Origin of the sequence: Pseudomonas sp. Bout1, assembly GCF_034314165.1 — a bacterium.
Classification (GTDB): domain Bacteria; phylum Pseudomonadota; class Gammaproteobacteria; order Pseudomonadales; family Pseudomonadaceae; genus Aquipseudomonas.
On record NZ_JAVIWK010000001.1, the window covers coordinates 1,123,240 to 1,147,872 of the forward strand.

Annotated in this window: 21 protein-coding genes; 16 read left to right on the forward strand and 5 right to left on the reverse strand. The window is 62.0% G+C overall.

Annotated features, from left to right (window positions below):
* Positions 1-323 precede the first annotated feature (323 nt).
* The 13 genes from RGV33_RS05015 (at position 324) to RGV33_RS05075 (ending at position 15,203) form a co-directional block, all read left to right on the forward strand.
* Positions 324-1,667 carry an amidase gene (locus tag RGV33_RS05015; RefSeq protein WP_322143334.1) on the forward strand — a complete coding sequence of 448 codons (1,344 nt, stop codon included), beginning with the start codon at positions 324-326 and terminating at the stop codon, positions 1,665-1,667.
* Positions 1,668-1,678: 11 nt separating this feature from the next.
* Complete coding sequence (locus RGV33_RS05020) at positions 1,679-2,557, forward strand: polysaccharide deacetylase family protein (protein ID WP_003210406.1); 879 nt, start codon at positions 1,679-1,681, stop codon at positions 2,555-2,557.
* A 42-nt stretch (positions 2,558-2,599) separates the two neighbouring features.
* Positions 2,600-3,940: an MFS transporter gene (locus RGV33_RS05025; RefSeq protein ID WP_322143335.1), complete on the forward strand. Its 1,341-nt coding sequence runs from the start codon at positions 2,600-2,602 to the stop codon at positions 3,938-3,940.
* Between the two features lie 11 nt (positions 3,941-3,951).
* Entirely contained in the window at positions 3,952-4,713 is a 762-nt protein-coding gene (locus RGV33_RS05030; RefSeq protein WP_322143336.1) for an SDR family NAD(P)-dependent oxidoreductase, read from the forward strand.
* Between the two features lie 144 nt (positions 4,714-4,857).
* Positions 4,858-5,604 (forward strand): SDR family NAD(P)-dependent oxidoreductase, encoded by a 747-nt coding sequence (locus RGV33_RS05035; RefSeq protein ID WP_322143337.1) that lies wholly within the window; start codon positions 4,858-4,860, stop codon positions 5,602-5,604.
* Positions 5,605-5,616: 12 nt separating this feature from the next.
* Positions 5,617-5,910: a hypothetical protein gene (locus RGV33_RS05040; RefSeq protein WP_322143338.1), complete on the forward strand. Its 294-nt coding sequence runs from the start codon at positions 5,617-5,619 to the stop codon at positions 5,908-5,910.
* Between the two features lie 85 nt (positions 5,911-5,995).
* The gene (locus tag RGV33_RS05045; RefSeq protein ID WP_322143339.1) at positions 5,996-6,970 is read left to right on the forward strand and encodes a GTP-binding protein; all 975 of its coding nucleotides are present in this window, start codon (positions 5,996-5,998) and stop codon (positions 6,968-6,970) included.
* Entirely contained in the window at positions 6,967-8,139 is a 1,173-nt protein-coding gene (locus RGV33_RS05050; RefSeq protein WP_322143340.1) for a PotD/PotF family extracellular solute-binding protein, read from the forward strand. The genes RGV33_RS05045 and RGV33_RS05050 overlap by 4 nt, the downstream gene beginning before the upstream one ends.
* Positions 8,140-8,344: 205 nt before the next feature.
* Positions 8,345-10,681, forward strand: coding sequence for a putative bifunctional diguanylate cyclase/phosphodiesterase (locus tag RGV33_RS05055; RefSeq protein WP_322148616.1), 2,337 nt, complete (start codon positions 8,345-8,347; stop codon positions 10,679-10,681).
* A gap of 218 nt (positions 10,682-10,899) precedes the next feature.
* Positions 10,900-11,583 (forward strand): methylamine utilization protein, encoded by a 684-nt coding sequence (locus RGV33_RS05060; protein ID WP_416152059.1) that lies wholly within the window; start codon positions 10,900-10,902, stop codon positions 11,581-11,583.
* Complete coding sequence (locus RGV33_RS05065) at positions 11,567-13,915, forward strand: putative bifunctional diguanylate cyclase/phosphodiesterase (protein ID WP_322143341.1); 2,349 nt, start codon at positions 11,567-11,569, stop codon at positions 13,913-13,915. The genes RGV33_RS05060 and RGV33_RS05065 overlap by 17 nt, the downstream gene beginning before the upstream one ends.
* 5 nt (positions 13,916-13,920) lie before the next feature.
* A complete protein-coding gene (locus tag RGV33_RS05070) occupies positions 13,921-14,784 on the forward strand; it encodes a DUF3034 family protein (protein WP_322143342.1) in 864 nt (287 codons plus the stop codon).
* Positions 14,784-15,203: a group I truncated hemoglobin gene (locus RGV33_RS05075; protein ID WP_416152060.1), complete on the forward strand. Its 420-nt coding sequence runs from the start codon at positions 14,784-14,786 to the stop codon at positions 15,201-15,203. Before RGV33_RS05070 ends, RGV33_RS05075 begins: the two co-directional genes overlap by 1 nt.
* A 67-nt stretch (positions 15,204-15,270) precedes the next feature.
* Here the strand turns inward: RGV33_RS05075 and RGV33_RS05080 are convergent, their stop codons facing one another.
* Together RGV33_RS05080 and RGV33_RS05085 are read right to left on the reverse strand one after the other, a co-directional pair.
* On the reverse strand, positions 15,271-17,688 hold the full coding sequence (locus RGV33_RS05080) for a glucose/quinate/shikimate family membrane-bound PQQ-dependent dehydrogenase (RefSeq protein WP_322143343.1): 2,418 nt from the start codon (positions 17,686-17,688) through the stop codon (positions 15,271-15,273).
* 101 nt (positions 17,689-17,789) lie between these two features.
* Positions 17,790-19,127 (reverse strand): carbohydrate porin, encoded by a 1,338-nt coding sequence (locus tag RGV33_RS05085; protein WP_322143344.1) that lies wholly within the window; start codon positions 19,125-19,127, stop codon positions 17,790-17,792.
* A 294-nt stretch (positions 19,128-19,421) separates the two neighbouring features.
* Between RGV33_RS05085 and RGV33_RS05090 the strand changes: the two genes are divergently transcribed.
* Positions 19,422-19,679, forward strand: a complete 258-nt coding sequence (locus RGV33_RS05090; protein ID WP_322143345.1) for a hypothetical protein — start codon at positions 19,422-19,424, stop codon at positions 19,677-19,679.
* 1 nt (position 19,680) lies between these two features.
* On the forward strand, positions 19,681-20,064 hold the full coding sequence (locus tag RGV33_RS05095) for a DUF1640 domain-containing protein (protein WP_003210382.1): 384 nt from the start codon (positions 19,681-19,683) through the stop codon (positions 20,062-20,064).
* Between the two features lie 44 nt (positions 20,065-20,108).
* Here RGV33_RS05095 and RGV33_RS05100 read toward each other — a convergent pair whose 3' ends face one another.
* Both RGV33_RS05100 and RGV33_RS05105 read right to left on the reverse strand, forming a co-directional pair.
* Positions 20,109-21,359, reverse strand: coding sequence for an aspartate aminotransferase family protein (locus RGV33_RS05100; RefSeq protein ID WP_322143346.1), 1,251 nt, complete (start codon positions 21,357-21,359; stop codon positions 20,109-20,111).
* Between the two features lie 89 nt (positions 21,360-21,448).
* Entirely contained in the window at positions 21,449-22,342 is an 894-nt protein-coding gene (locus RGV33_RS05105) for a LysR substrate-binding domain-containing protein (protein ID WP_322143347.1), read from the reverse strand.
* Between the two features lie 145 nt (positions 22,343-22,487).
* Between RGV33_RS05105 and RGV33_RS05110 the strand changes: the two genes are divergently transcribed.
* Entirely contained in the window at positions 22,488-23,516 is a 1,029-nt protein-coding gene (locus tag RGV33_RS05110) for an amino acid ABC transporter substrate-binding protein (protein WP_322143348.1), read from the forward strand.
* Between the two features lie 5 nt (positions 23,517-23,521).
* Here the strand turns inward: RGV33_RS05110 and RGV33_RS05115 are convergent, their stop codons facing one another.
* Entirely contained in the window at positions 23,522-24,535 is a 1,014-nt protein-coding gene (locus RGV33_RS05115; protein ID WP_322143349.1) for a diguanylate cyclase domain-containing protein, read from the reverse strand.
* Between the last annotated feature and the right edge of the window lie 98 nt (positions 24,536-24,633).

Below are 24,633 nucleotides of genomic sequence, written 5' to 3' on the forward strand. Positions count from 1 at the left end.
GCATACGGGTCGGTGGTCGCCGATTCTCTCATAGTTGTGCCTGTCACTCCGCGCCACGTCGGTGGCACTTTTTTGGGGCCTTGAGAGGCTGTTTGTTACTTTTATGCACCAAAATGTATTTATTAATGAAAGATACATTATTTCATTGCGGACGAGCATGAAACGCCTGCCCCTGTTTCTTTTCTCGCCTCGAACCCATCTAGCCCGTGGGTCTGCTCCAAAGGGGGGGATGCGTCAACGAGTCTGTGCACAAGACTGGCACGAAAGCTGCCTTTATAAAATGTACATTTTATTAATATGTACGTTTTTAGAAGGTTATTCCCATGTCAGACGCCACTTCACTGGCCGAGGATTTTGCCAGCGGTCGCAGCGATCCGGTGTACGCCCTTGAACAGGCACTCGCTCACGCGAGCAGCGCCCCCGGGGTATTCATCTCCCTGAGCGCCGAGCGTGCCCGGCGTGAGGCCCAAGCCTCTGCGGCCCGTTGGCGTGCCGGCCAGCCGTTGAGCGTGTTTGATGGCGTGCCCCTGGCCTGGAAAGATTTGTTCGATGTGGCCGGCAGCATTACCACGGCGGGCGCGGCCTACCGCAGCCACGCGCCGGCCGCCTTGCTCGACGCGCCGAGTGTGGGCTTGCTGTGCCGCGCCGGGATGGTCAGCGTGGGCAAGACCAACCTCAGCGAGTTGGCGTATTCGGGCCTGGGCCTGAACCCGCATTTCGGCACGCCGCACAACCCGAGCAGCATTGATCAACCGCGGATCCCGGGTGGTTCTTCTTCCGGTTCTGCGGTAGCGGTGGCCGCCGGGATCGTGCCGATCGCCATGGGCACCGACACCGCCGGCTCGATCCGTATTCCCGCTGCGCTGAACGGGGTGGTGGGGTATCGCAGCAGCTGCCGGCGCTACAGCCGCGACGGCGTTTTCCCGCTGGCCCATACCCTCGACAGCCTGGGCCCGCTGACCCGCAGCGTGCGCGATGCTCTGGCCATCGACGACCTACTGAACGGGCGCGACCAGCGCCAGCCACGCCAGGCCCGTAGCCTCAATGGGCAGCGCTTTTGGGTCGAACAAAGTGTGCTGGAAGATGCCCGTGTCGAACCCGCCGTGCGCGACAACCTGCAGCAATGCGTGAACCGCTTAAAAGCCGGTGGTGCGTTGGTCGAAGTACGCCCCTCGAAGACCTTCCAGGCCACCCTCGACTTGATCCAGCACCAAGGCTGGCTGGGCTCCTTCGAAGCCTTTGCCCTCCACGAAGCCCTGCTCGACAGCCCCGACGCCGAGCAACTCGACCCCCGCGTACGCCGCCGCCTTGAAGCGGCCCGCACACTGCCGGCCAGCCAACTGCTGGCGCTGTACGACGCCCGCCGCCACCTGCAACAGCAGCTGATTGACGAGCTCGACGGCGCGATCCTCATCACCCCCACCGTGGCCCATGTTGCCCCGGCCCTGGCGCCGTTGGAAGCCGACGATCAACTGTTCGTCAGCACCAACCTCGCCACCCTGCGCCTGACCATGCCCGGCAGCCTGCTGGACATGCCCAGCGTCAGCCTGCCCAGCGGCCGCGATGCCCTGGGCCTGCCCACCGGCCTGCTACTCAGCGCCCCCAGCGGCGAAGACGCGCGCCTGCTTCGGGCTGCCCTGTCAGTCGAAACAGCACTCACTTTTTAAGGAGACACATCATGGCTAAAGACATCCTCTGTGCATTTGGCGTCGACGTCGACGCGGTCGCCGGCTGGCTCGGTTCCTATGGCGGCGAAGACTCCCCGGACGACATTTCCCGCGGCCTGTTCGCCGGTGAAATCGGCGCGCCGCGCCTGCTCAAATTGTTCGAGCGCTATGGCCTGCGCACCACCTGGTTTATCCCCGGCCACTCGATGGAAACCTTCCCCGAGCAAATGAAGGCAGTGGCCGATGCCGGCCACGAAATCGGCGTGCACGGCTACAGCCACGAAAACCCCATCGCCATGACCGCCGAGCAGGAAGAAATCGTCCTCGACAAGTCCATCGAGCTGATCACCCAGGTCACCGGCAAGCGCCCCACCGGCTACGTCGCGCCATGGTGGGAATTCAGCAAGGTGACCAACGAACTGCTGCTGAAAAAAGGCATCAAGTACGACCACAGCCTGATGCACAACGACTTCCACCCGTACTACGTGCGCAAGGGCGACACCTGGACCAAGATCGACTACAGCCAGCACCCCGACACCTGGATGAAACCCCTGGTGCGCGGCGAAGAAACCGACCTGGTGGAGATCCCGGCCAACTGGTACCTCGACGACCTGCCGCCAATGATGTTCATCAAGAAAGCCCCCAACAGCCACGGCTTCGTCAACCCGCGTCACCTGGAAGAAATGTGGCGCGACCAGTTCGACTGGGTCTACCGCGAGCACGAACACGCGGTGTTCACCATGACCATCCACCCCGACGTGTCCGGCCGCCCGCAAGTGCTGCTGATGCTTGAACGGTTGATCGAACACATCCAGAGCCATGCCGGCGTGCGCTTCGTCACCTTCGACGAAATCGCCGATGACTTTATCCGCCGCCAACCGCGTACCTGACACCCGTACCTAACCCCTGGCCCACCTTGCGAGGCGCGATTCATGTCTATCTACAACAAGCTTGATCTGACTGGCTGGAAACCCCGGCAACTGACGCCCAAGGAAGTGCGTTTCGCCACCTGGATCGCGTTTTTCGCCTGGGTGTTTGCGGTGTATGACTTCATCCTGTTCGGCACCTTGCTGCCGGAAATCGGGCGGCACTTTAACTGGGGTGAAGTGGAGCAGGCAGAGATTGCGACATGGGTGGCGGTAGGCACCGCCGTGGTCGCGCTGGCCATCGGTCCGATCGTGGACAAGCTGGGCCGGCGCAAGGGGATTATTTTCACCGTGGCCGGTTCGGCGATCTGCTCGGCACTCACCGCGATTGGCGGCGCGTGGGGCAAGTCGTCGCTGATCCTGATCCGTTCGCTGGGCGGCCTGGGTTATGCCGAGGAAACCGTCAACGCGACCTACCTGAGCGAGTTGTACGCTGCCTCCGATGATCCGAAGCTGGCCAAGCGTCGCGGCTTTATCTACAGCCTGGTGCAGGGCGGTTGGCCGGTGGGTGCGTTGATCGCGGCAGGGTTGACCGCGCTGTTGTTGCCGGTGATTGGCTGGCAGGGTTGCTTCGTGTTTGCAGCGATCCCGGCGATTGTGATTGCGGTCATGGCGCGCAAGCTCAAGGAAAGCCCGCAGTTCCAGATTCACCAGCGCATCAGCGAGCTGCGCAAAAGCGGCTCGGTAAAAGAAGCGCAGAACGTCGCCGTGACCTACGGCGTGGACTATGACGAACACAGCAAGGCTGGCCTCAAGGCTGCGTTCCGTGGCCCGGCGCGCCGTGCAACATTGGTGATTGGCGCAGCGCTGTTGCTCAACTGGGCGGCGATCCAGGTGTTCAGCGTGTTGGGCACTTCGGTGATCGTCAGCGTGCACCATATCTCGTTCGAGAACTCGCTGATCATCCTCGTGCTGTCGAACCTGGTGGGTTACTGCGGCTACCTCAGCCACGGCTGGATGGGCGACAAGATCGGCCGCCGCAACGTCATTGGCCTGGGCTGGATGCTCGGCGGGCTGGCGTTTGCCGGGATGCTCTACGGCCCGAGCAATATGGCGATGGTGGTCGGTCTGTACAGCCTGGGCCTGTTCTTCCTGATCGGGCCGTACTCGGCGGCGCTGTTTTTCATCAGCGAAAGTTTTCCCACCAGCATCCGTGCCACCGGTGGCGCGATCATCCATGCCATGGGGCCGATTGGTGCCGTGGTCGCAGGGTTTGGCGCCACTCAAGTGTTGTCGGCCGGCAGTGACTGGCAGACCGCTGCGCTGTGGTTCGGCGCGCTGCCGTGCTTCCTGTCCGGTGCGTTGATGTTTGCCGCGCGTCATGTGCGTCCGGAAACCGTCCAGTAAGGAGTCAGTTGATGAGTCGTAAAGTTGCGTTGATTACCGGTGCCGCCAGCGGCATCGGCCAGGCCCTCGCGGTGGCGTATGCCCGCAGTGGCGTGGCGGTGGTGGGCGGGTATTACCCGGCCGATCCTCATGACCCGCATCACACTGTTTTGCAGGTGGAAGAAGCCGGCGGTGAATGCCTGATGTTACCGCTGGACGTGGGCGATACCGCGTCGGTGGATAACCTGGCGGCGCAGGCGGTCCAGCACTTTGGTCGCCTCGATTACGCGGTAGCCAACGCGGGGTTGTTAAGGCGCGCACCGTTGCTGGAGATGACCGACGAGCTGTGGAACGAGATGCTCAACGTCGACCTGACCGGGGTGATGCGCACCTTCCGGGCGGCGACCCGGCATATGCACGAAGGCGGCGCGTTGGTGGCGATTTCGTCGATTGCCGGTGGCGTATATGGCTGGCAGGAGCACGCGCACTATGCGGCGGCCAAGGCGGGTGTGCCGGGGTTGTGTCGCTCGCTGGCGGTGGAACTGGCGCCGTTGGGGATTCGCTGCAATGCGGTGATCCCGGGGTTGATCGAGACGCCGCAGTCGCTGGATGCGAAAAACTCCCTGGGCCCGGAAGGTCTGGCGAAAGCCGCGCGGGCGATTCCATTGGGCCGGGTAGGGCGGGCGGATGAAGTGGCGTCCCTGGTGCGTTTTTTGACCAGTGAGGAATCGAGCTACCTGACCGGGCAAAGCATTGTAATTGATGGTGGCTTGACCGTGCGCTGGCCGGATTGATGCGGATTCAAGTCTGATGCAATTCAAATGTGGGAGCTGGCTTGCCTGCGATACAGACAACTCGGTCCTTCAGATACACCGAGGTGATGCCATCGCAGGCAAGCCAGCTCCCACAGGTAACACTCGACCCGTAGAGGAATAACAATGCCCCAACTTGCTAACCGCCGTGCTGTGATCACCGGCGCCGGCAGCGGTATCGGCGCCGCCATCGCACGCGCCTATGCCGTCGAAGGCGCACGTCTGCTATTGGCCGACCGCGACGCCGCAACCCTGGCCGAAACCGCGATCACCTGCCGCAACCTCGGCGCCGAAGTCCTTGAGTGCGTAGCCGACGTCGGCACTGTCGACGGCGCCCAGGCCAGCGTCGATGCCTGCGTCGCTCACTACGGCGGCATCGACATCCTGGTCAACAACGCCGGCATGCTGACCCAGGCCCGTTGCGTCGACCTGACCATGGACATGTGGAACGACATGCTGCGCGTCGACCTCACCAGCGTCTTCGTCGCCAGCCAGCGCGCCTTGCCCCACATGGTCGCCCAGCGCTGGGGGCGGATTATCAACGTCGCCTCGCAACTGGGTATCAAGGGTGGTGCAGAGCTCACGCACTATGCCGCGGCAAAGGCCGGCGTCATTGGTTTCACAAAATCCCTGGCCCTGGAAGTGGCCAAGGACAACGTGTTGGTGAATGCCATCGCGCCCGGGCCCATCGAGACGCCATTGGTAGGCGGCATCAGCGACACCTGGAAACGTGCCAAGGCCGCCGAGCTGCCCCTGGGCCGTTTTGGCCTGGCGGACGAAGTGGCACCCACCGCCGTGCTATTGGCCAGCGAGGGCGGCAACCTGTTCGTCGGCCAGACCCTCGGCCCGAATTCCGGCGATGTCATGCCATGAGCGGGCAATAGCATGTGCGGACTCTGCGGCCTGCTGGGCGAAGACCTGCACTGGAGCGACCCGTTGGGCGATGAATTGCCGCGACGGCGCGAACGCTTGCGCCGCATTGCCGCGATCAATCAGGTGCTGGCAGTGTTCCGGCTCAAGGTCGAAGACTTCCAGGGCGCGTCCTATCTGCTGCTGGGCGCTACCGGCAAACAGGCACTGGCCAGCGGCCTGGATGAGTTGTGGCGGGCAGCAGAGACCCTGCTCGGTCGACCGCTGGACCCGTTGGACCCGCGCCTGCTCGATCATCTGGAGCTGTAGGAGCCCGGCTTGCCGGCGATGGCGCCCTTCATATCGCCATCGCCGGCAAGCCGGGCTCCTACAGGGGCATCATTGAGGTAGAAATATGAGCATCGCTCTGAACGTCATCACCGGTTTTCTCGGCAGCGGCAAAACCACCCTGCTCAAGCGCCTGCTGCAAGGCGAAAGCCTCGGCGACACGGCGTTGCTGATCAATGAATTCGGCGACGTCGGCATCGACCATCTGCTGGTGGAAGAAGTGGCGCCGGACACGGTGTTGTTGCCCAGCGGTTGCGTCTGCTGTTCGATTCGCGGCGAGTTGAAAGACGCCTTGCTCGGCCTGTTGCAGCGCCGCGAGCGGGGCGAGATTCCGGCGTTCAAACGGGTAATCCTGGAGACCACCGGCCTGGCCGACCCGGCGCCGATCCTGGCCACGTTGAACAACGACGTGCAACTGCGCGGGCGCTTTCATATCGGCCTGGTGGTCACGTTGGTGGACGCCAGCCACGCCGCCTTGCAAGAGCGCCTGCACCCGGAATGGCTGGCGCAAGTGGCCGCCGCCGATCGCCTGTTGTTGAGCAAGACCGACCTCATCGAAGACGGCGGCCCACTGCGCGCGCATTTGCAGGCACTGAACGCCGGTACGCCGATCCTCAACACCTGCGACATCGACAGCGGTGAGCAACTGCTGCTCGGCGAAGGCCTGCGCAGTGCCGAACCCGCCGCTGAAGTCCGCCGCTGGAAACTCCATCAAACCACCGCCGCCAACCACGGCGACGCGCAAGTCTGCTGCCTGACCTTCGACCAGCCGCTGGATTGGGTGGGGTTCGGGGTCTGGTTATCGATGCTGTTAAGATGCCACGGCGAACGTATTCTTCGCGTCAAAGGACTGCTCAACGTGAACGCAAGTTTGGCCCCCATCGTCATTCATGGCGTGCAGCATTGCCTGCATGCGCCGGTCCACTTGCCCGCATGGCCGGGCACCGATCGGCAGTCACGCCTGGTGTTTATCCTGCGTGGCCTCGACCCGGCGCTGCTGCGTCGCTCCTTTGAAGTGTTCTCCAGAAGGTTTGCCGCATGATCACGCTTCGCGTCCTCGGCACGTCGGTAACCTTGCTCGAAACCTTGCGTGTGCGCGCTGAACAAGACTTGGGCATTCGCCTGGTGTACCAGGTGCACGATGTGGCGCAGGCCCAGCGCATCGCAGTCATGCAGCCCGACAGCTACGACCTCTACGACCAGTGGTTTCACAACGTCGACTTCGTATGGCCGGCGCGGGCGATCCAGCCGATCGACACCCGGCGTATTGCCCTGTGGCACGAGATCAACGACTTGCCCAAGCGCGGCCGTTTGTCTGCCAACGACCGCCTGGGCAGCGGCAGTGTGCCCAGCGAGCGCTTGTTCGTGCAGCACGACGGCAGCCTCGGCAGCACCGTCACCGAACGCATCAGCATGCTGCCGCTGACCCACAATGCCGACAGTTTTGCCTACCGCCCTGAACGGTTGCCCGAAGGGTTCAACCGCGCCAACGAGAGTTGGGGCTGGCTGCTGGACCCGGCCTGGGGCGCGCGCACCGCGTTGCAAAGTGACGCCGCCATCGGAGCCCTAGACGCCGCGCTGGCGGTGCAGGGCGCGGGGCTCGCGAGCTTCAAGGACATCGGCAACATGAGCATCGAGGAAATCGACGTACTCGCCGATATTTTGGTGCGCAAGCAGAAGGAAGGGCACTTTGCAGCGTTCTGGTCCGATGACGAAGAAGCGGCGCAATTGATGCTCCGCCCGAGCATCGACATCCAGAGTTTGTGGTCTCCGACCCTGATGCGCCTGCATCGGGCCGGGGTCAAATACCGCTTGGCCGTGCCCAGTGAAGGCTATCGCGCCTGGTTCGGCGGGTTGTCGTTGTCGCGTCATGCCAAGGGCCCAGTGCTGGATGCGGCCTATGCCTACCTCAACTGGTGGCTGTCCGGCTGGCCCGGTGCGGTAATGGCGCGCCAGGGTTACTACATCGGCAACCCGGCCCGCAGCCGTGATCACTTGAGCGGCGCCGAATGGGACTACTGGTACGCCGGCCTGCCCGCGCGGGAGGAGCTGCTGGGCAGCGATGGCCTGCCGTTGATCGACGTGGGAGAAGTGCGCGACGGCGGTTCCTATCAGCAGCGCATGGGCCATATCGCGGTGTGGAACTCGGTGATGGACGAGCACAACTACCTGGTGCGGCGTTGGGGTGACTTCATGCGGGCGCGCATCTAGGCCTGATGAGGTGGTCGCCAAATTAATGACACTAAAGTTCCCGTATTTATTGGGTGCACTTCTTCTCTCGCGCAGCTAATCTGGATAATTCGAATGCCCTGACGGAAAGGGCATTTATTTGACGCCAGTTCAGCTATCGCGAGGGACGCGCATGACGCAGGGACGTTTCGGCTGGAGGGAGCAGGCGCTGCCAGAGGGCAACAAAATGAGGTGGCGCCATACGTTTCAAACCCGGATCGCCGGGGTGTTGGCGTTACTGTTGCTGGTGGTGGTAGCGGCAGTGTATTTCGCGGTGAAGACGGCGACCAATCACGCGGTGGAAAACCAGGCCCAGGTACAGCTGGAAACCGGCAGCCAGGTCTTCGAACGCTTGCTCGACCTGCGAGGCCGGCGCCTGCAATACGGCTTGAACTGGCTCACGGCGGACCTGCCCTTTCGCCAGGCCGTAGCCGATGGCGAACCTGCTGCGATTCTCGCCACGCTGCGCCGGCATGGCACCGGCCTTACCTCCAGTGAAGTGTTTGTGCTGGGGCTCGATGGGCAGGTGATGGTCAGCACATTGCAGGCGCTGACGCCCGGGCAGGCTTTTCCCTATAACGATGCGTTGCGCCAGGCCCGGCGCAATGGCCTGCAGATGTTGATCGTGGCCCTGGATGGCCGGCCTTTTTTGCTGGTGCAGCAGGAGGTCGTTGACCCCGCACCGATTGCCCACGTCGTCATGGGGTTTCCCATGGACGAAATCTTTGCCAGCGAATTGCGTTCCATGAGCAACCTGGAAGTGTCGTTCATCAGTACACACAACGGTCAGCCGGGCGAGCTGTTCAGCACTCAGCCGCTGGCGTTTCAAGCATCGATCGTCAGTGACTTGCAGCGCACCTACATCAACCCGGTGGCGCAACTGAACCGGTTTCACGGCCAGCGTTATCTGAGCCAGGTGCTGCCCCTGGGCAACACCGCAGACGGCGGTGAGGTACGGGTGCTGCTGCAAAGCCCGCTGGACCACGCCCTCGAATCCTTCGCGCCGCTGGACCGGCAATTTCTCGCGATAGCCCTGGTGGTGCTGCTGGTGTCGCTGGCGGGTGCGCTGTTTCTGGCGCGGCGGGTTTCGCGCCCACTCAACGCGCTGGTACAGGCGGCGGACCGCATCGGGGCCGGTGACTACCGCACACCGGTGCGGGTGCGCAGCCACGATGAGTTCGGCTTGCTGGCCCAGGCCTTCAACGCCATGCAAAACGGGATCGCCGTGCGCGAACGGCAACTGGCCCACAACGCCCTGCACGACTCGCTCACCGGCCTGCCCAACCGGGCGTTGGCCATGGAGCGCCTGGGCAGCGCTATCAGCGCCGGCCGGCCTGTGGTGTTGGTGTACCTGGGCATTGAAAACTACCGGGTGATCAACGAAGGCTACGGCCCGGAAGGTGTGGAAGAAATGCTCCGCGACGCCAGCCGCTGCCTGCTGTCGAGCCTGTCGGCCAGCGACACGGCCGCACGCATTACCGGCAGCGAATTTTTGCTGTTGCTGGAAAACACCGAGATCGACCGTGTCGTGGCCTTGGCCGACCGCCTGTATGGGCTGTTGACCGAGCCCCAGCGCATTGGCGGCGATGACCTGCGCCATGAAGTGAGCATTGGCATTGCCGCTTACCCTGCCGACGGCCAACTGGTTGAAGAGCTGATCAGCCGCGCCGCGATTGCCCGCCACGATGCGGCGGCGCTGCCGGGTTATTTACAGATCTACCAGCAAGACCGCGACCTCGCCCATCAACGCCAGATCACTCTGATTCGCGACTTGCGCCGTGCGGCGGCCGAGGGCGAGTTGTACCTGTGTTATCAGCCCAAGCTCGACCTGCACCATGGTCATGTGCGCCAGGCCGAAGCGCTGTTGCGTTGGCAGCACCCGAGCCTGGGCCTGGTGTCGCCTGCCGAGTTCATTCCCTTGGCCGAGCGCACCGGTAGCATGGGCAGCCTGACCCAGTGGGTGATCGAGGAGGCTATTCGGCAATTGGCCGAGTGGGAGGTGCGCGGGTTACAGGTGCAACTGTCGGTAAACATCTCGGTGGATGACCTGGCGGATGACAACCTGGCATCGCGGGTCACTGAACTGCTGGCGCGCTACCGCGTATCAGCCCGGCAACTGATTTTCGAAATCACCGAAAGCGCAATCATGCACAACCCGGCCCAGGCACTCAGCGTGCTGGAGCAATTGCGCGGCTGTGGCATCAGCCTGTCGGTGGACGACTTTGGCACAGGCTACTCATCCCTGGCGCAACTGCAACGCCTGCCGGTGCAGGAACTGAAGATCGACCAGTCGTTCGTGCGCAACCTCGACAGCACCTCCGGCGACGGCGTGATCGTGCGCTCGACCATTGAAATGAGCCACAACCTGGGGCTCAGGGTGGTGGCCGAAGGGGTGGAGTTCGAACCGAGCCTCAAGCTGCTCAAGCTCTGGAAATGCGACACGGCCCAGGGTTATCTGATCAGCCGGCCATTAAATGCCGTGGCCTTCGAGAGGTGGATGCGCCGCGAGCACGTACCCGTCTAAAAGGCTTTTTATCGGCTACAGGTTTTTTCCTGTCGGTCGATAACCTCTACAGCTCCTGACCGATTGCATAGGTTTTTGCCGACCAGCGGTCAGGGCTTTCGTAGATTCAATGATGGCAATTAGCCTTATTTACGGCATCATCTGTGCCGTATTGTCTGTTGCCGACTTTCTGTGCCAAGGCAGGCCGCTTTTTATTTTTCCTTTTTTGCGGACCTCGAATGGCCAGGATTTTCCAGCAGTTTTCCCTTGTCGCTTTATTGTTATCGATGCCTGGCTGGGCCTGTGCGGCGACGCTTGAGGTGCAGTTGCAGCAGGCCGATGGCACTCCGGTAAATGACGCGGTAGTGACCCTGCAAGGCCCGGCCAGTGCGCCGGCCGGTGCACTCAAGGCAGACATGGACCAGCGCGGCCAACAGTTCGCGCCCCACGTGCTGGCGGTGCACACCGGCACGCAGATTCGCTTCCCCAACAGCGACAATATTCGCCACCAGGTGTATTCCTTTTCCACCGCCAAGCGCTTCGAGCTGCGCCTTTACGAAGGTACGCCTGCCGATCCGTTGCTGTTCGATAAACCTGGCGTGGTGGTGCTCGGCTGCAACATCCACGACTGGATGCTCGGCTACGTCTACGTCACCCAAGACCCACGCTTTGGCGTCAGCGATGCCCAGGGCCGCCTGCGCCTGGAGCAACTGCCGGCGGGTAATTACCAGGTCACCCTGTGGCATCCGCAGCTCGCCGGTATGCAGCCGCTGGACGGTGGCACCCTGAATATTCCCGCTGGTGGCCTCACCCGGCATTTTCAACTGGCCCTTGAACCGCGCTCCGCCGAGACCCCCACCGCACCGGCGCCGACCGCCTTCGGTGATGCCTTCAGTCGAGCTGCCCGTGAAACTGCGCAGTAGCTTTCAGGCGCGAGTCGCCAGCGTTTTGATCCTGCTGTTGCTGGTGGTGATTGGCGCGGTGTACTTCAGCGTCAAGGCGGCAACCCGCTCGGCGGTACACGGGCAGGCCATGACTCAATTGGAGGTTGGCACGCGGGTGTTTGAGCGGCTGCTGGAAGTGCGTGGGCGACGCCTGGCCGATGGCGTGCAATTGCTCGCCGCAGACTTCGGGTTTCGCGACGCAGTAGCCAGTGGTGATTCGGCGACCATGCGCTCGGTGCTGCTCAACCATGGCAAGCGCATCAATGCCAGTGACATGATTCTGCTGGGCATGGACGGCAAAGTCCTTGCCAGCACCCTGGACGAAGTTGGGGAGGGCACGATTTTTCGTTACGACCAGGCCCTGCGTGACGCCCGGCGCAACCGCCAGGCCATGCTGATGGTGCCGCTGCAAGGCAAGCCGCACCTGCTGGTGGAGGCTTCGGTGCTGGCGCCATTACCGATTGCGCGGGTGGTGATGGGCTTCAGCATGGACAACGCCTTCGCCGATGAATTGCGTTCGTTGAGCAACCTGCAAGTGTCGTTCCTGACCGTGGATCACCAGCAACCCGGCGACTTGGTCAGTACCCAGCCCCCGGTGCTGCGCGACAGTATCGTGGGCCTGATGTTGGGCGATTCAACCCGCCATGGCGTGTCGATGACCGAGCATGTGCAGCACAGCTTTCTCAGCCAGTCGCTGGTGCTTGCCAGTGACCCCGACGGCCAGGTGCTGGCCCTGCTGCAAAGCCCGCTGGACGCGGCAATGCAAGCCTTTGTGCCACTGGATGAGAAGATCCTCGGCATTGCGCTGATCGCGCTGCTGGCCTCGTTGATCGGTGCGTTGTTGCTGGCCCGTGGTGTGTCGCGGCCGGTGAAGGCGTTGGCTGCGGCGGCGGAACGCATTGGCCAGGGCGATTACCACACCCCGGTGGCCCTTGAGCGCAGCGACGAATTGGGCCTGCTGGCGACTGCCGTCAACTCGATGCAAAGCGGGATTGCCGAGCGGGAGCACCAACTGGCCCACAACGCGCTGCATGATCGCCTCACCGGCTTGCCTAATCGCGCACTGGCCATGGAACGACTGGGCAGCGCGATGGCGCTGCATCGGCCAGTGGCCCTGATCTACTTGGGCATCGACAATCTGCGGGCCGCCAGCGAAGCTGTCGGGCCGGAGGCTGTCGACCAATTGTTGCTCGAAGTCAGCCGCAGGCTGCAAGGCGCATTGCGCCCCGGCGATACCCTGGCGCATCTGATTGCCGACGAATTCCTGTTGTTGCTCGAAGGTGCCGGCAGCGATGAAGCGGTGGCGATGGGCGACAAACTTCAACAGTTGCTGTTGCGTGCGCACCGCATCGGCGGCCATCACCTGGCGCTGGATTGCCGCTTGGGCATTGCGGCTTACCCGGCTGATGGCGAAAGCCCGCATACCTTGCTGGAGCGCGCGGCGATTGCGATGAAAGACGCGGCGCAAATGCCCGGTCGCCTGCAGGTCTACGAGCACGGCCGCGACCTGGCGCACCGCCGCCAGATCACCCTGATCCGTGACCTGCGCCACGCGCCCGGCCATGGCCAACTGTTGCTGCATTACCAGCCCAAGCTGGATATCCGCCAAGGCCACGTGCGCCAGGCCGAGGCCCTTCTGCGCTGGCAGCACCCGCAGTTCGGGCTGGTCTCTCCGGCCGAATTTATCCCGCTGGCCGAACGCACCGGCAGTATCCAGTTGCTGACTCAATGGGTGATCGAGGAGGGCATTCGCCAACTGTGCGAATGGAACCGTCGCGGCCTGTACCTGCAGCTGTCCCTGAATATCTCGGCGGATGACTTGCTCGGTGATGAACTGGCCCATCGTGTGTCGGCGTTGTTGCGTCGCTACGGCTTGCCCGCCGAGCAACTGTTGTTCGAAATCACCGAAAGCGCGGTGATGCGCGAACCGGAAAAAGCCCTCAAGGTCTTGCACCTGCTGCGCGACTGCGGCATCAGCCTGTCGGTGGATGACTTCGGCACCGGTTACTCGTCCCTGGCGCACCTCAAGCGCCTGCCGGTGCAAGAGCTGAAGATCGACCAATCCTTTGTGCGCAACCTCGATGAAACCAGCGAAGACGCGGTGATCGTGCGTTCGACCATCGAGATGAGCCACAACCTGGGCCTGAAAGTGGTCGCCGAGGGCGTCGAATACGCCCACAGCCTGCGCCTGCTGGAGCGCTGGCAATGCGACACGGCCCAGGGCTACCTGATCAGCCGGCCCTTGAGTGCCGACGCTTTCGAAGCCTGGGTGGCCTTGCCCCTCAGTGCACAAACTTCCCTGGTTCATTGAGTGTCATGACGTTGCGTTTTTCTTTAGTGATCGGTTGCCTGGCCGGTCTTACGTTGCAAACAGCCCTGGCCGACAACGGCCGCTTGATCGCCACCGGCGGCGCCAGCAGCCTGGAAGGTGCGGCCGGTGGTGGCATCACACCGTGGGCGGTACTGGCCGGTTACGGCGAGCGGCACGAATGGGGCGCCACGGCGTTCGCCACCACGGTCAACCTGCCGGACTACCGGTTGGATGTCGCCGGGCTGGCGGTGGCGTATGACAACCGTGTGGAGCTGTCCTTTGCCCGTCAGCGCTTCGACCTCGGCTCGTTGGTGCATAAGCTCAATTTGCCCGAGGACAACCTAGGCCAGGATGTGCTTGGGGTGAAAGTGCGGCTGTTCGGGGATGTGATCTATGACCAACTGCCCCAGGTGTCCGTTGGGCTTGAGTACAAGCACCAGAACAACTTCGAGATCCCGAGCCTGGTGGGCGCCAAGCGCGATAGTGATGTCGAAGGCTACCTGGCGGCCAGTCGCCTGTTGATGGGCGCAGCATTTGGCTACAACCTGCTGGTCAACGGCAGCTTGCGCTACAGCCGGGCCAACGAGACCGGGTTGCTCGGGTTTGGCGGCGACCGCCGTGACAGCCGCAGCCTGTTGAAGGAAGGTTCGGTGGCGGTACTGTTCAACCCGCGCTGGGCGTTGGGGGTGGAATACCGACAGAAGCCGGACAACCTGTCGTTTGCCGGTGAAAGCGATTGGGCCGACGTGTTTGTCGGTTACTTCCCCAACAAGCATGTGTCGTTTGTATTGGCTTATGCGCGCCTTGGGGAAATCGCCACGCTGGCCAACCAGAACGGCACCTATCTGTCTGTGCAGGGGAGTTTCTGATGCGCGTCTTGCCCTGGATGCTCGCACTGATGATGGTGGGTTGCGCACAGCAACCGCCCAAGGATGACAGCCTCTACCGCGACCTCGGTGCCACGCCGGGAATCACCCGGATCGTGGAAGGCATGTTGCTTAACATTGCCCGGGACGAGCGGATAGTTGAGCGTTTTCGGCGCATCGATATTCAGCGCCTGCGCAACAAGTTGATCGAGCAGTTCTGCGCTGAAGCGGGCGGGCCTTGTACCTATACCGGCGACACCATGGCCGAGAGCCACAAGGGCCAGAACGTCAGCCGCAGTGACTTCAATGCGCTGGTGGAAGACCTGATCAAGGCGATGGATGCGCAGGGCATTGCAGTGCCGGCGCAGAACCGCCTGATCGCCCGGCTGGCGCCGATGCGTGGTGAGGTCATTGAAAAATAAAAAACCTCGAAAAATAAAAAAGGCGGCTACCCAAAGGTAGCCGCCTTTTTCTTGCCGCCGGTGTTGCTTAATCCGGCAGTTTGAACGCCATCACATAGTCACCCTGCTTGGTGCCCAGGGAACCATGACCGCCGGCCATGACCAGCACGTACTGCTTGCCGTCCTTGCCGGTGTAGGTCATCGGGGTGGTTTGCGCGCCTGCAGGCAGGCGGCCTTCCCACAACTGCTTGCCGTTTTTCACGTCATAGGCGCGCAGGTACTGGTCCAGCGTACCGCTGAGGAAGGACACGCCACCGGCGGTGGTGAACGTGCCGCCCAGGCTTGGCACGCCCATGGTCAGTGGGATCGGAACCGGCGAGCTGTCACGCACGGTGCCGTTCTTGTGCATCCAGATGGTCTGGTGGTTGGTCAGGTCGACCGCAGCCACATAACCCCACGCCGGCGCCTGGCACGGCAGGCCCAGTGGCGACAGCATGGCTTCGAGGATCACACCGTACGGCGCGCCTTTGTTTGGCTGTACGCCTTCGGTTTCGCTGACCCTTGGGCCTTGCTTGGCGATGTCGGCGGCCGGGATCAGTTTCGATTTGAACGCCATGTAGCTTGGGTTCACGAAAGCAATCTGGCGAACCGGGTCGACCGAAATGCCGCCCCAGTCGAACACGCCGAAGTTACCCGGGTAAACGATCGAGCCCTGCAGCGATGGCGGGGTGAACGGACCGTCGTAGCGCATGGATTTGAAATCAATCCGGCACAGCATCTGGTCGAACGGCGTCACGCCCCACATGTCACGCTCCTTGAGGGGCGGTGGCATGAAGTTCAGGTCCGATTTCGGTTGGGTCGGTGCGGTGTGGTCGCCGGCCACTGCGCCTTGCGGTACAGGGATTTCGTTGATCGGCACCACTGGCTGGCCGTTGGTACGGTCCAGCGTGTAGATGCTGCCTTGCTTGGTCGATGCCATTACCGCTTGCTTGACGCCGTCAGCGGTCTTGATGTCGATCAGCGAAGGCTGGCCGCCCACGTCCATGTCCCAGAGGTCATGGTGAGTGAACTGGAAGGTCCACTTCACGTGGCCGCTGTCGATGTCCAGGGCAGTCAGGCCGGCGCTGTACTTCTCGGAGTCCGGGGTACGGTCGCCGCCGTACTGGTCGGGCATCTGGTTACCCATCGGCAGGTAGAGCATGCCGAGTTTTTCGTCGACGCTGAACATGGACCACATGTTCGGCGAGTTACGGGTGTAGGTCTTGCCCTCGGCCAACGGGGTGGTGTCGTCCGGGTTGCCGCTGTCCCAGTTCCACACCAGCTTGCCGGTGTGCACGTCGAACGCGCGGATCACGCCGCTCGGCTCGTCGGTGGAGACGTTGTCGGTCACGTGACCGCCGATCACTACCAGGTTCTTGGTAACGGCCGGTGGCGAGGTGGAGTAGTAACCGCCCGGGGCGAAGGTGCCGATATTGGCACGCAGGTCGATCTGGCCTTTGTCACCGAAGTCTTCGCACATCTTGCCGGTGTCGGCGTTCAGGGCGATCAGACGGGTGTCGGCGGTAGGGACGAAGATGCGTTTCGGGCAGGCATTCGGCGCGGCGGCCGGGCTGGCGCTGCCGGTTGGGCTCTGCTCGGAGGCATACACGGCGTCATCGTGATACGACACGCCACGGCAGGTCATGTGCGCCCAACCCTTGAAGTTGGCAGCGCCTTCGCTGCTGATCTTCGGGTCGAAACGCCAGATTTCCTTGCCGGTGTCCGGGTCCAGGGCAATCACCTGGCTGTGCGGAGTGCACACGTAGAGCATGCCGTTGACTTTCAGCGGGGTGTTTTCCGCGGTGGTTTCACCGGGATCGCCTGGGCCAGGGATGTCGCCGGTGCGATACGTCCAGGCCGGCACCAGCTTGTGGGCGTTTTCCGGGGTGATCTGCGCCAGCGGCGAGTAGCGATCACCGAAGGCCGAACGGCCATAGGAGTTCCAGTCACCATCGGCCTGGGCCGGCGCGGCGCTGGCCATGCCTGGTACCGCGTCGCGGTCCAGTTGGCCTTTCTTGACCAGGGCACCCGGGTCGGTGAATTGGCTGGCCAAGGCAGCGGCGCCAGCCAGTACTACGGCGACGCTCAGGGCGCCAGTGCCCAGTGGCGAGGCCTGGCCACGCAGCAACGGACGGCGGAACCACGGGAGCAACATGACGATGCCGAGGGCGAACAGCAGGGCCAGGCGCGGCACCAATTGCCACCAGTCCAGGCCGACTTCCCACAGCGCCCAGACGGTGCTGGCAAACAGCACCAGCGCGTACAAGCCCAGCGCCGCGCGGCGTGTCGCCAGCAGCAACAGGCCTGTGACGGTGATGCCGAGACCGGCCAGCAGGTAATACAGCGACCCGCCGAGCATGCTCAACTTGATCCCCCCGGCCAACAAGGCCAGGCCCATTATCAGCAGCAAGATCCCCAGTAGCCTGGGCAGCAGGCGACTTGGACTTGAAGCACCATCAGTGCTCATAGTGTGGTTCTCCGTTACGTTTTGAATTGGTTGCGCACAGTTCACTGTAGATGACGTTCCGGCGCAGGCATGGTTCAGGGAAAATTAGGTTTATTCAGAAATCAGAAGGAACTTTGCAGCTTGATTCCGCCAATCAGCGCGTCATCCACCTGGGCCACGGCCCCGGGATGGCGGATGTATTGCAGGTTCGGACGCACCGTCAGCCAGTTCGTGACGTGAATGCCGTAATAGAGTTCGGCGCTGTATTCGGTGTGCTGAATCGGCAGGTAGGCCGGGTCATCGAAATCGAAGACGGCGCGGGCCTGGTTGCTTGCCTCGGCGTTTTTGCGGTAGGCCGGGTTGACGTGCACCCGGGCCACGGCAAAGCCGATATCGTCCTTGGCGCGGGCGTCGAACGGGCCTTTGTAGACCACGCCGGCCTGCACGTAGTTATCCACAGCGTTGGTTTTCTTGTCGTGCATCGTGCCGTTGGCGAACACGCTCAAACCGCGCGAATGGTCGCTGGCCAGGCTGGTGACTTGTTGCTGCACACCCAGCCACACCCCGTGTTTGCTGGAGGCGCTGCGGTAGGCTTCGCCGCTGAGGGCCGCCGGCTGGTCGTTGCGGTCTTTATAGACATCGCGGGCCGTAGCGCTGCTGTAGTAGTAACCGGCGCGGTATTCACCGGGCAGGCCGTTCAGCGTGGGCGTCCACACCAGCTCAACCGGGAGCAGGGCGCCTTGGGTGCCGCTGCCGCTGAGCTTGAAGCCATTGCCGCGGTCCAGGTTGGACGGGTTCTGTTCATAGGCGCCGATTTGGGCGTACAACTCGGGCGTCAGGTGATATTTGACCCGCAACGCCCACTGGCTCACCGGCCAGTTGTACCAGATGCTGCCGACCCAATTGCCGACCTGAGAGCCGCAGAAGGCCAGGTTCTGGAAGTCGCAAGGGAAGCTGTTGAAGTCTTCGCCTTCGCCGAAGCGCCCGGCCTTGATGTCGAGCTTCTGGTCGAAGAATTTTTGCTGGTACCACATCTGCGTCAGGCGCCAGGTCTGGCCACGGCCCCACACTTCCTGGGACGAGGTAAACCCGCCCACACGCGGGTCGTTGACCCGGTCATTGGTGATGTTATTGCCGCTGCGCTCGGTCACCGTCAACTGGAACTCGGCGTCGTGCCAGCCGAGAATCTTCTGCAGGTCCAGGTGGGTGCCCAGGCCGAATTGATCGCTGTAGCGCGCCGTGCGGTCGTGGTCTGAACCGCCGTGCAGGTTGCTGCCCATCTCGCCGGTGTAGTCAAATTTGAAGTCGTAGCCTTGTTGAGACAGCGCTGTCCGAGCGCCGCCGAAATCACCCAGCATCCATGGGGATTCAGCGTCAAAGGCAGGTGCGGCCTGGGCACAGTTGATCAGGCCGAACGGTAACAGCGCAGCGCACAGGCGCAGGTTTGGGAAAGCAGGCATAGGCAAAATGGGGTCTTAATATTTTATGGTTTTGAAACGCAAACAGCGGCCTGGCGCGTTCGCACAAAGGCAGTGAACACGGGCGGTCGATGTTTTGATGGAAGGGTGAAACGTTTCAGTTTGTTGCTGACAAGGATAAAGCCCCGGCGCGGGGAGAGAAAGGGCTAAACGGAAGATGGATTCTTTCGGATTTGGTAATAGTGGGCTGGATCGTCGGATTTGGTAGCAAACTGTTCGTTGGTTTGTGTTTGAGGGCGTGGTTATCTGCGTCACCAAAACGGATGGGGGGTCGACATGGAAGGCGACGACAACGTGGGTGAGGCAAAGGCCGTAACAGCCGGGGAACTAGTCATTATTCTTGGTCAGTATCACAGTGCAATTGCGAGGCTCGGCTCCGGCATCATTTGCTTGTCCGGCGCGCTCAAACATAGTGAAGACGTGGATGTAAAACAGGCGGCAGATGAAGCATGGGTGAAGCTGAATGAGTTTATCGACTGCATGGAAGGTGTAGCTGATGGACTGAATGCTTTGACCCAAAAGAAGGAGGCCTGAAATGGCGAATGACCTCAAGGATAATGTGAGCTATCTTCGCCAGGAGTACCGTCAAGGTTCGTCATCAGGCTACGACCGCAAAGGCGGCGCAGGCGGTGGCGGCAACGGAGGAGAAAACGATTTGGAAAAGCGTATTTCACAAGTTGAGGCGAGATTGGAGCGCGTCGAGACGAAGCTGGATGGCATGCAAGAGCACATGGCCACCAAGTCCGATCTGATGCAGACCAAAATCGACCTGCTCGAAGCAACCTCTAGGTTGGATCTCTCAATCGCCAATTTCAGAACGGATATGCAATCGTTGGAAACCCGACTGCTGAAATGGTTTGTCGGAACAGCTGGCGCCTTGTCTGCCATCGCATTTGGCGTCGCCCGACTCGTTCACTGAGTCTTTCCGTTCGAAGCCCGGCTCCCCGCCGGGCTTTTTGGTTTTTAAGCCAGCTTCGCCAAACACTCCTCAAGAATGTCCAACCCTTCCTCCAGCACCGCCGCCTCAATCGTCAACGGCGCCAGCAGGCGGATGATGTGGCGCGATTTGCCGCTGGGCATCAGCAACAAACCAGCCTCGCGGGCCAGTGCCAGCAGTTGGGTCAGTTGTTGTGGCGCCGGGCTGCCGTCTGCGTTGGCGAGTTCGATGCCGCGCATGGCGCCCACGCCGGTCAAGCGGCCGAGGTATGGGCAGAGCTTTTTCGAACGCCATGATTCGTAGCGGCTGACGATCGATTCTTCCTGCTGCGCGCCCCAACCTTGCAGGTGCTCGTCAGTCATTTCATCCAGGGTGGCCAAGGCCGCCGCGCAGGCAATCGGGTTACCGGAGTAGGTGCCGCCGAGGCCGCCTTTGGGCAGGTTGTCGAGCAATGTCTTGCGACCCACCACCGCACCCAATGGCACACCGCCGGCGATGCTTTTGCCCAGCAGGATCAGGTCCGGCTCAATCCCCAGCCGCGAGAAGGCAAAACGCTGGCCGGTACGGCCGAAGCCGGACTGGATTTCATCGGCAATCAGCAGGATTTTTTTCTCGTCGCAGAAGCGGCGCAGCGCCTGGGCGAATTCCACGTCCAGGGCCAGGAAGCCGCCTTCGCCCTGCACCGGTTCAATGATGAAGCAAGCCACGTCGTCAACGTCGATTTCCACACTGAACAGGCGGTCCATCGCCTTCAGCGCTTCGCTGCAGGTCACGCCGTTGTCGCGGCTGGGGAAGGGCAGGTGGAACACCGGCCCCGGCAACACGCCGATTTTTTGCTTGTACGGCGCGACCTTGCCATTGAGATTCAGGGTGGCCAGCGTACGCCCGTGAAATGCACCGTCAAAGGCGATCACAGCTGTGCGGCCAGTGGCGCCGCGCACGATTTTCAAGGCGTTTTCCGCAGCTTCCGCGCCACTGTTGGTGAGCATGCCGCTGACCGGGTAGTCCACCGGGATGAACGCGGTAAGACGGCCCATCAATTCGATGTAGGGCGCGTGAGGTGCGGCGTTGAAAGCGTAGTGAGTGAGTTTGGTCGCCTGCTCGCGAATTGCCTCGACCACACGCGGATGGCAATGGCCCAGATTGAGCACGCCGATGCCGCCCACAAAGTCGATGTAGCGCTTGCCCGTGGTGTCCCAGACTTCGGCGTTCTTGCCGTGGCTGAGGCTGATGGGGTGGACAACGGAAATCGACTGGCTGATGGTTTCGCGGCTCATGGATCCGGGACTCAAGAATAGGATGCGTCCTTTTATCTAAGCCGTGAGCCGCCCTGCGCCGCAAACGAAATAAAGTCGCCGGGTCATTATTAAAAGTCGCGATGTGCTGTGGTGTACTCCACCATCCAGCTCAAAAATGCCTTCACTTTCGGGATCTCCCCGGCATGTTCGGCATGCGCGATAAAATGCGCGCCGGCGCTGGGCATCGTGTAATCCCAAGGGATCATCAGGCTGCCGCTCGCCAATTCCTCGGCCACCAGGTACTGCGGCACCAACGCCACGCCATACCCCGATTGCGCTGCGCGAATGCACATGTAGAACGTGTCGAAGCGCGGCCCGTGGTAGCTGTTTTGCGAATGCAGGCCCTGTTCCAGAAACCACGCGTGCCAGGCTTCAGGGCGCGAGGTGCATTGCAGCAACGTGTGGCGGGACGAGGCGTCGCTGCCGGCGGCGACAAAGCCGGGGGCGCACACCGGCACCACGGCTTCGCGAAACAGCTCGATGCAGGTCGCCCCCGGCCACGATCCCTGGCCGAAGAAAAACGCAATGTCCGCCTTGGCCTGCAACACGTCGAACGGCTCCAGTTCGTTACGTACGTCCAGATGGACAGTGGGGTGCAGCGCGGCAAAATCCTTGAGTTTGGGCACCAGCCAGCGGTCACCGAAGGTCGGCTGGGTGGCGATGCGCAGCACTTCGGTTTCGCCGCCGTAGGTCAGGATGTAGCGGCTGGAAATATCCACCTGGTTGAGGATTTTGCGCACCTCTGCAAGGTACAAAGCGCCCGCCGGCGACAGGTACAAACGCTGGCGCACCCGCTGGAACAACGGGTGGCAGAGCATTTCTTCCAACTGCGCCACCTGCTTGCTCACCGCACTTTGGGTCAGGTGCAGCTCTTCGGCCGCGCGGGTAAAACTCAGGTGGCGGGCGGCGGCTTCGAAGCATTGCAGGGCAGTCATCGAAGGGGTCAAGCGTTTCGATATCATGAGGAGTTCATTCCAAATCGGAAGGAGCCTTTGCCTAAACGTCGTTTGTGGCCAAGGAGTAAAGCCGTCGATACTGACCGGCAACACTATAAACCGGCGCGGGTTTGCGGCGCCGAATAATAAAGACCGACAGGGAGCGCCTTGCATGAAACACATGAAGTCCACGTTGGCGGCATTCACCGCCGCAGCACTATTCGGGCTGGCCGCAAGCGCACACGCGGGGGCGACCCTGGATGCGATCCAGAAGAAGGGTTTTATCCAGTGTGGCGTCAGTGATGGGTTGCCGGGCTTTGGCGTGCCGGACGCCAACGGCAAGATGACCGGTATCGATGTGGACGTGTGCCACGCCGTTGCGGCGGCACTGTTCGGTGATGCGTCAAAAGTGAAGTTCAGCCAGTTGACCGCCAAGGAGCGTTTCACAGCGCTGCAGTCCGGCGAGATCGACCTGATTTCCCGCAATACCACCTGGACCAGTTCCCGTGACGCCGGCATGGGCATGGTGTTCACCGGCGTGACCTATTACGACGGCATCGGGTTCCTGGTGAACACCAAACTTGGGGTCAAGAGCGCCAAGGACCTGAACGGCGCGACCATCTGCATCCAGGCCGGCACTACCACCGAGCTGAATGTTTCTGACTACTTCCGCTCCAACGGCATGAAGTACACACCGATCACCTTCGACACCGCCGACGAAAGCGCCAAGGGCCTGGAAGCCGGCCGCTGCGACGTGCTGACCACCGACCAGTCGGGCTTGTACGCCCAGCGAATCAAGATGGCTCATCCGGACGAATTCGTGGTGTTGTCGGAGGTTATTTCCAAGGAACCGCTGGGGCCACTGGTGCGCAAGGGGGATGACGAGTGGTTCAGCATCGTCAAGTGGACCCTGTTCGCCATGCTCAACGCCGAGGAGATGGGCATCACCTCCGAGAACGTCGAAGAGCAGGCCAGGTCCACCAAAAACCCGGATGTCGCCCGTCTGCTGGGCGCAGACGGTGACTACGGCAAGGACCTGAAACTGCGCAAGGACTGGGTAGTGCAGATCGTCAAGCAAGTGGGTAACTACAGCGAAGTGTTCGAGCGCAACATCGGCCAGGGCAGTGTGCTGAAGATCAAGCGCGGCCTCAACGCCCTGTGGAGCAACGGCGGCATCCAGTACGCGCCGCCGGTTCGCTGAAGGCTTTACTCAGACACGGTGTCCTTGCCCGCCGCCTTGGAGCGATACAACGCCTGATCTGCCCTGGCCATCAGGCAGGCGGGGGACTCTTCGTTGCGTCGCTCCACCACGCCCAGGCTCAACGTCACCTTGAATTGGCCCACGGCGGGCAAGTCCTTGAGTGCAGTGCGCATCCCCTCGGCCAGTTGCCGCGCGGTTTCCAGCGTGCTGTTTGGCGCGATCACCATGAACTCATCGCCGCCCCAACGCGCCAGCAAGTCGCCAGGGCGCCTGCAGGCTTCCAGGCATTCCACCACGCGCATCAGGGTTTCATCGCCGACGGCGTGGCCGTGCTGGTCGTTGATAGGCTTGAAGTCATCAATGTCCATGGCAATCAGTGACAGCGGCGAGCGAAAGCGTTGGGCGCGATCGCACTCCTCCAGCAGCACGCGCTCCAGGCGGTAACGATTGGCGACGCGGGTCAAGGCATCGCGTTCGGCCAGGGAGCGATTCTCGTCCAGTTGCAACTGCAGTTGTTGATTAACCCGCGAAAGCTCGCGGGTGCGCTCGGCCACCAGGGCTTCAAGGGATTGGTTGCGTCGTTCCAATTGTTCGAGAGAGTGCTTGCGCGCCTGGATGCTGCGGTGGACACCGACCATGCGGCCGATCGAACCGTCCTGGTTACGTGCGATCACGTAGCCGCGGTCTTCGATCCACAGGTAGGAGCCGTCTTTTTTGAGGCAGCGGTATTCGGCTTGATAGTGCGTGGTACGGCGGTTGATGTAGTCGTCGAACAACACCATCACCTGCGGGTAGTCCTCGGGATGAATCACGTTTTCCCAAGTGAATACGCTATTTTCCAGCGAGTGACGGGCGTAACCGAGCATTTCGTACCAGCCGGGGTTGCGGTAGACGAAGCCGGTGTTGGCGTTCCAGTCCCAGATCCCGTCGCTGACCAACTCCATGATGGCGTGCAGCACGTCGGCGTTAAGCTCGGAAAAGTCGTTGGTCGACGATTCGCTGCCGGATGTATCGTCCATTGCGCGCTCCCTGCGTGGACTGGCTCCGATGGCCAGTCTAAGTTGACGCCGATACTCCGTGGCTGGCGGTACTGTACAACGGCGCTTCGGCGCTTAGA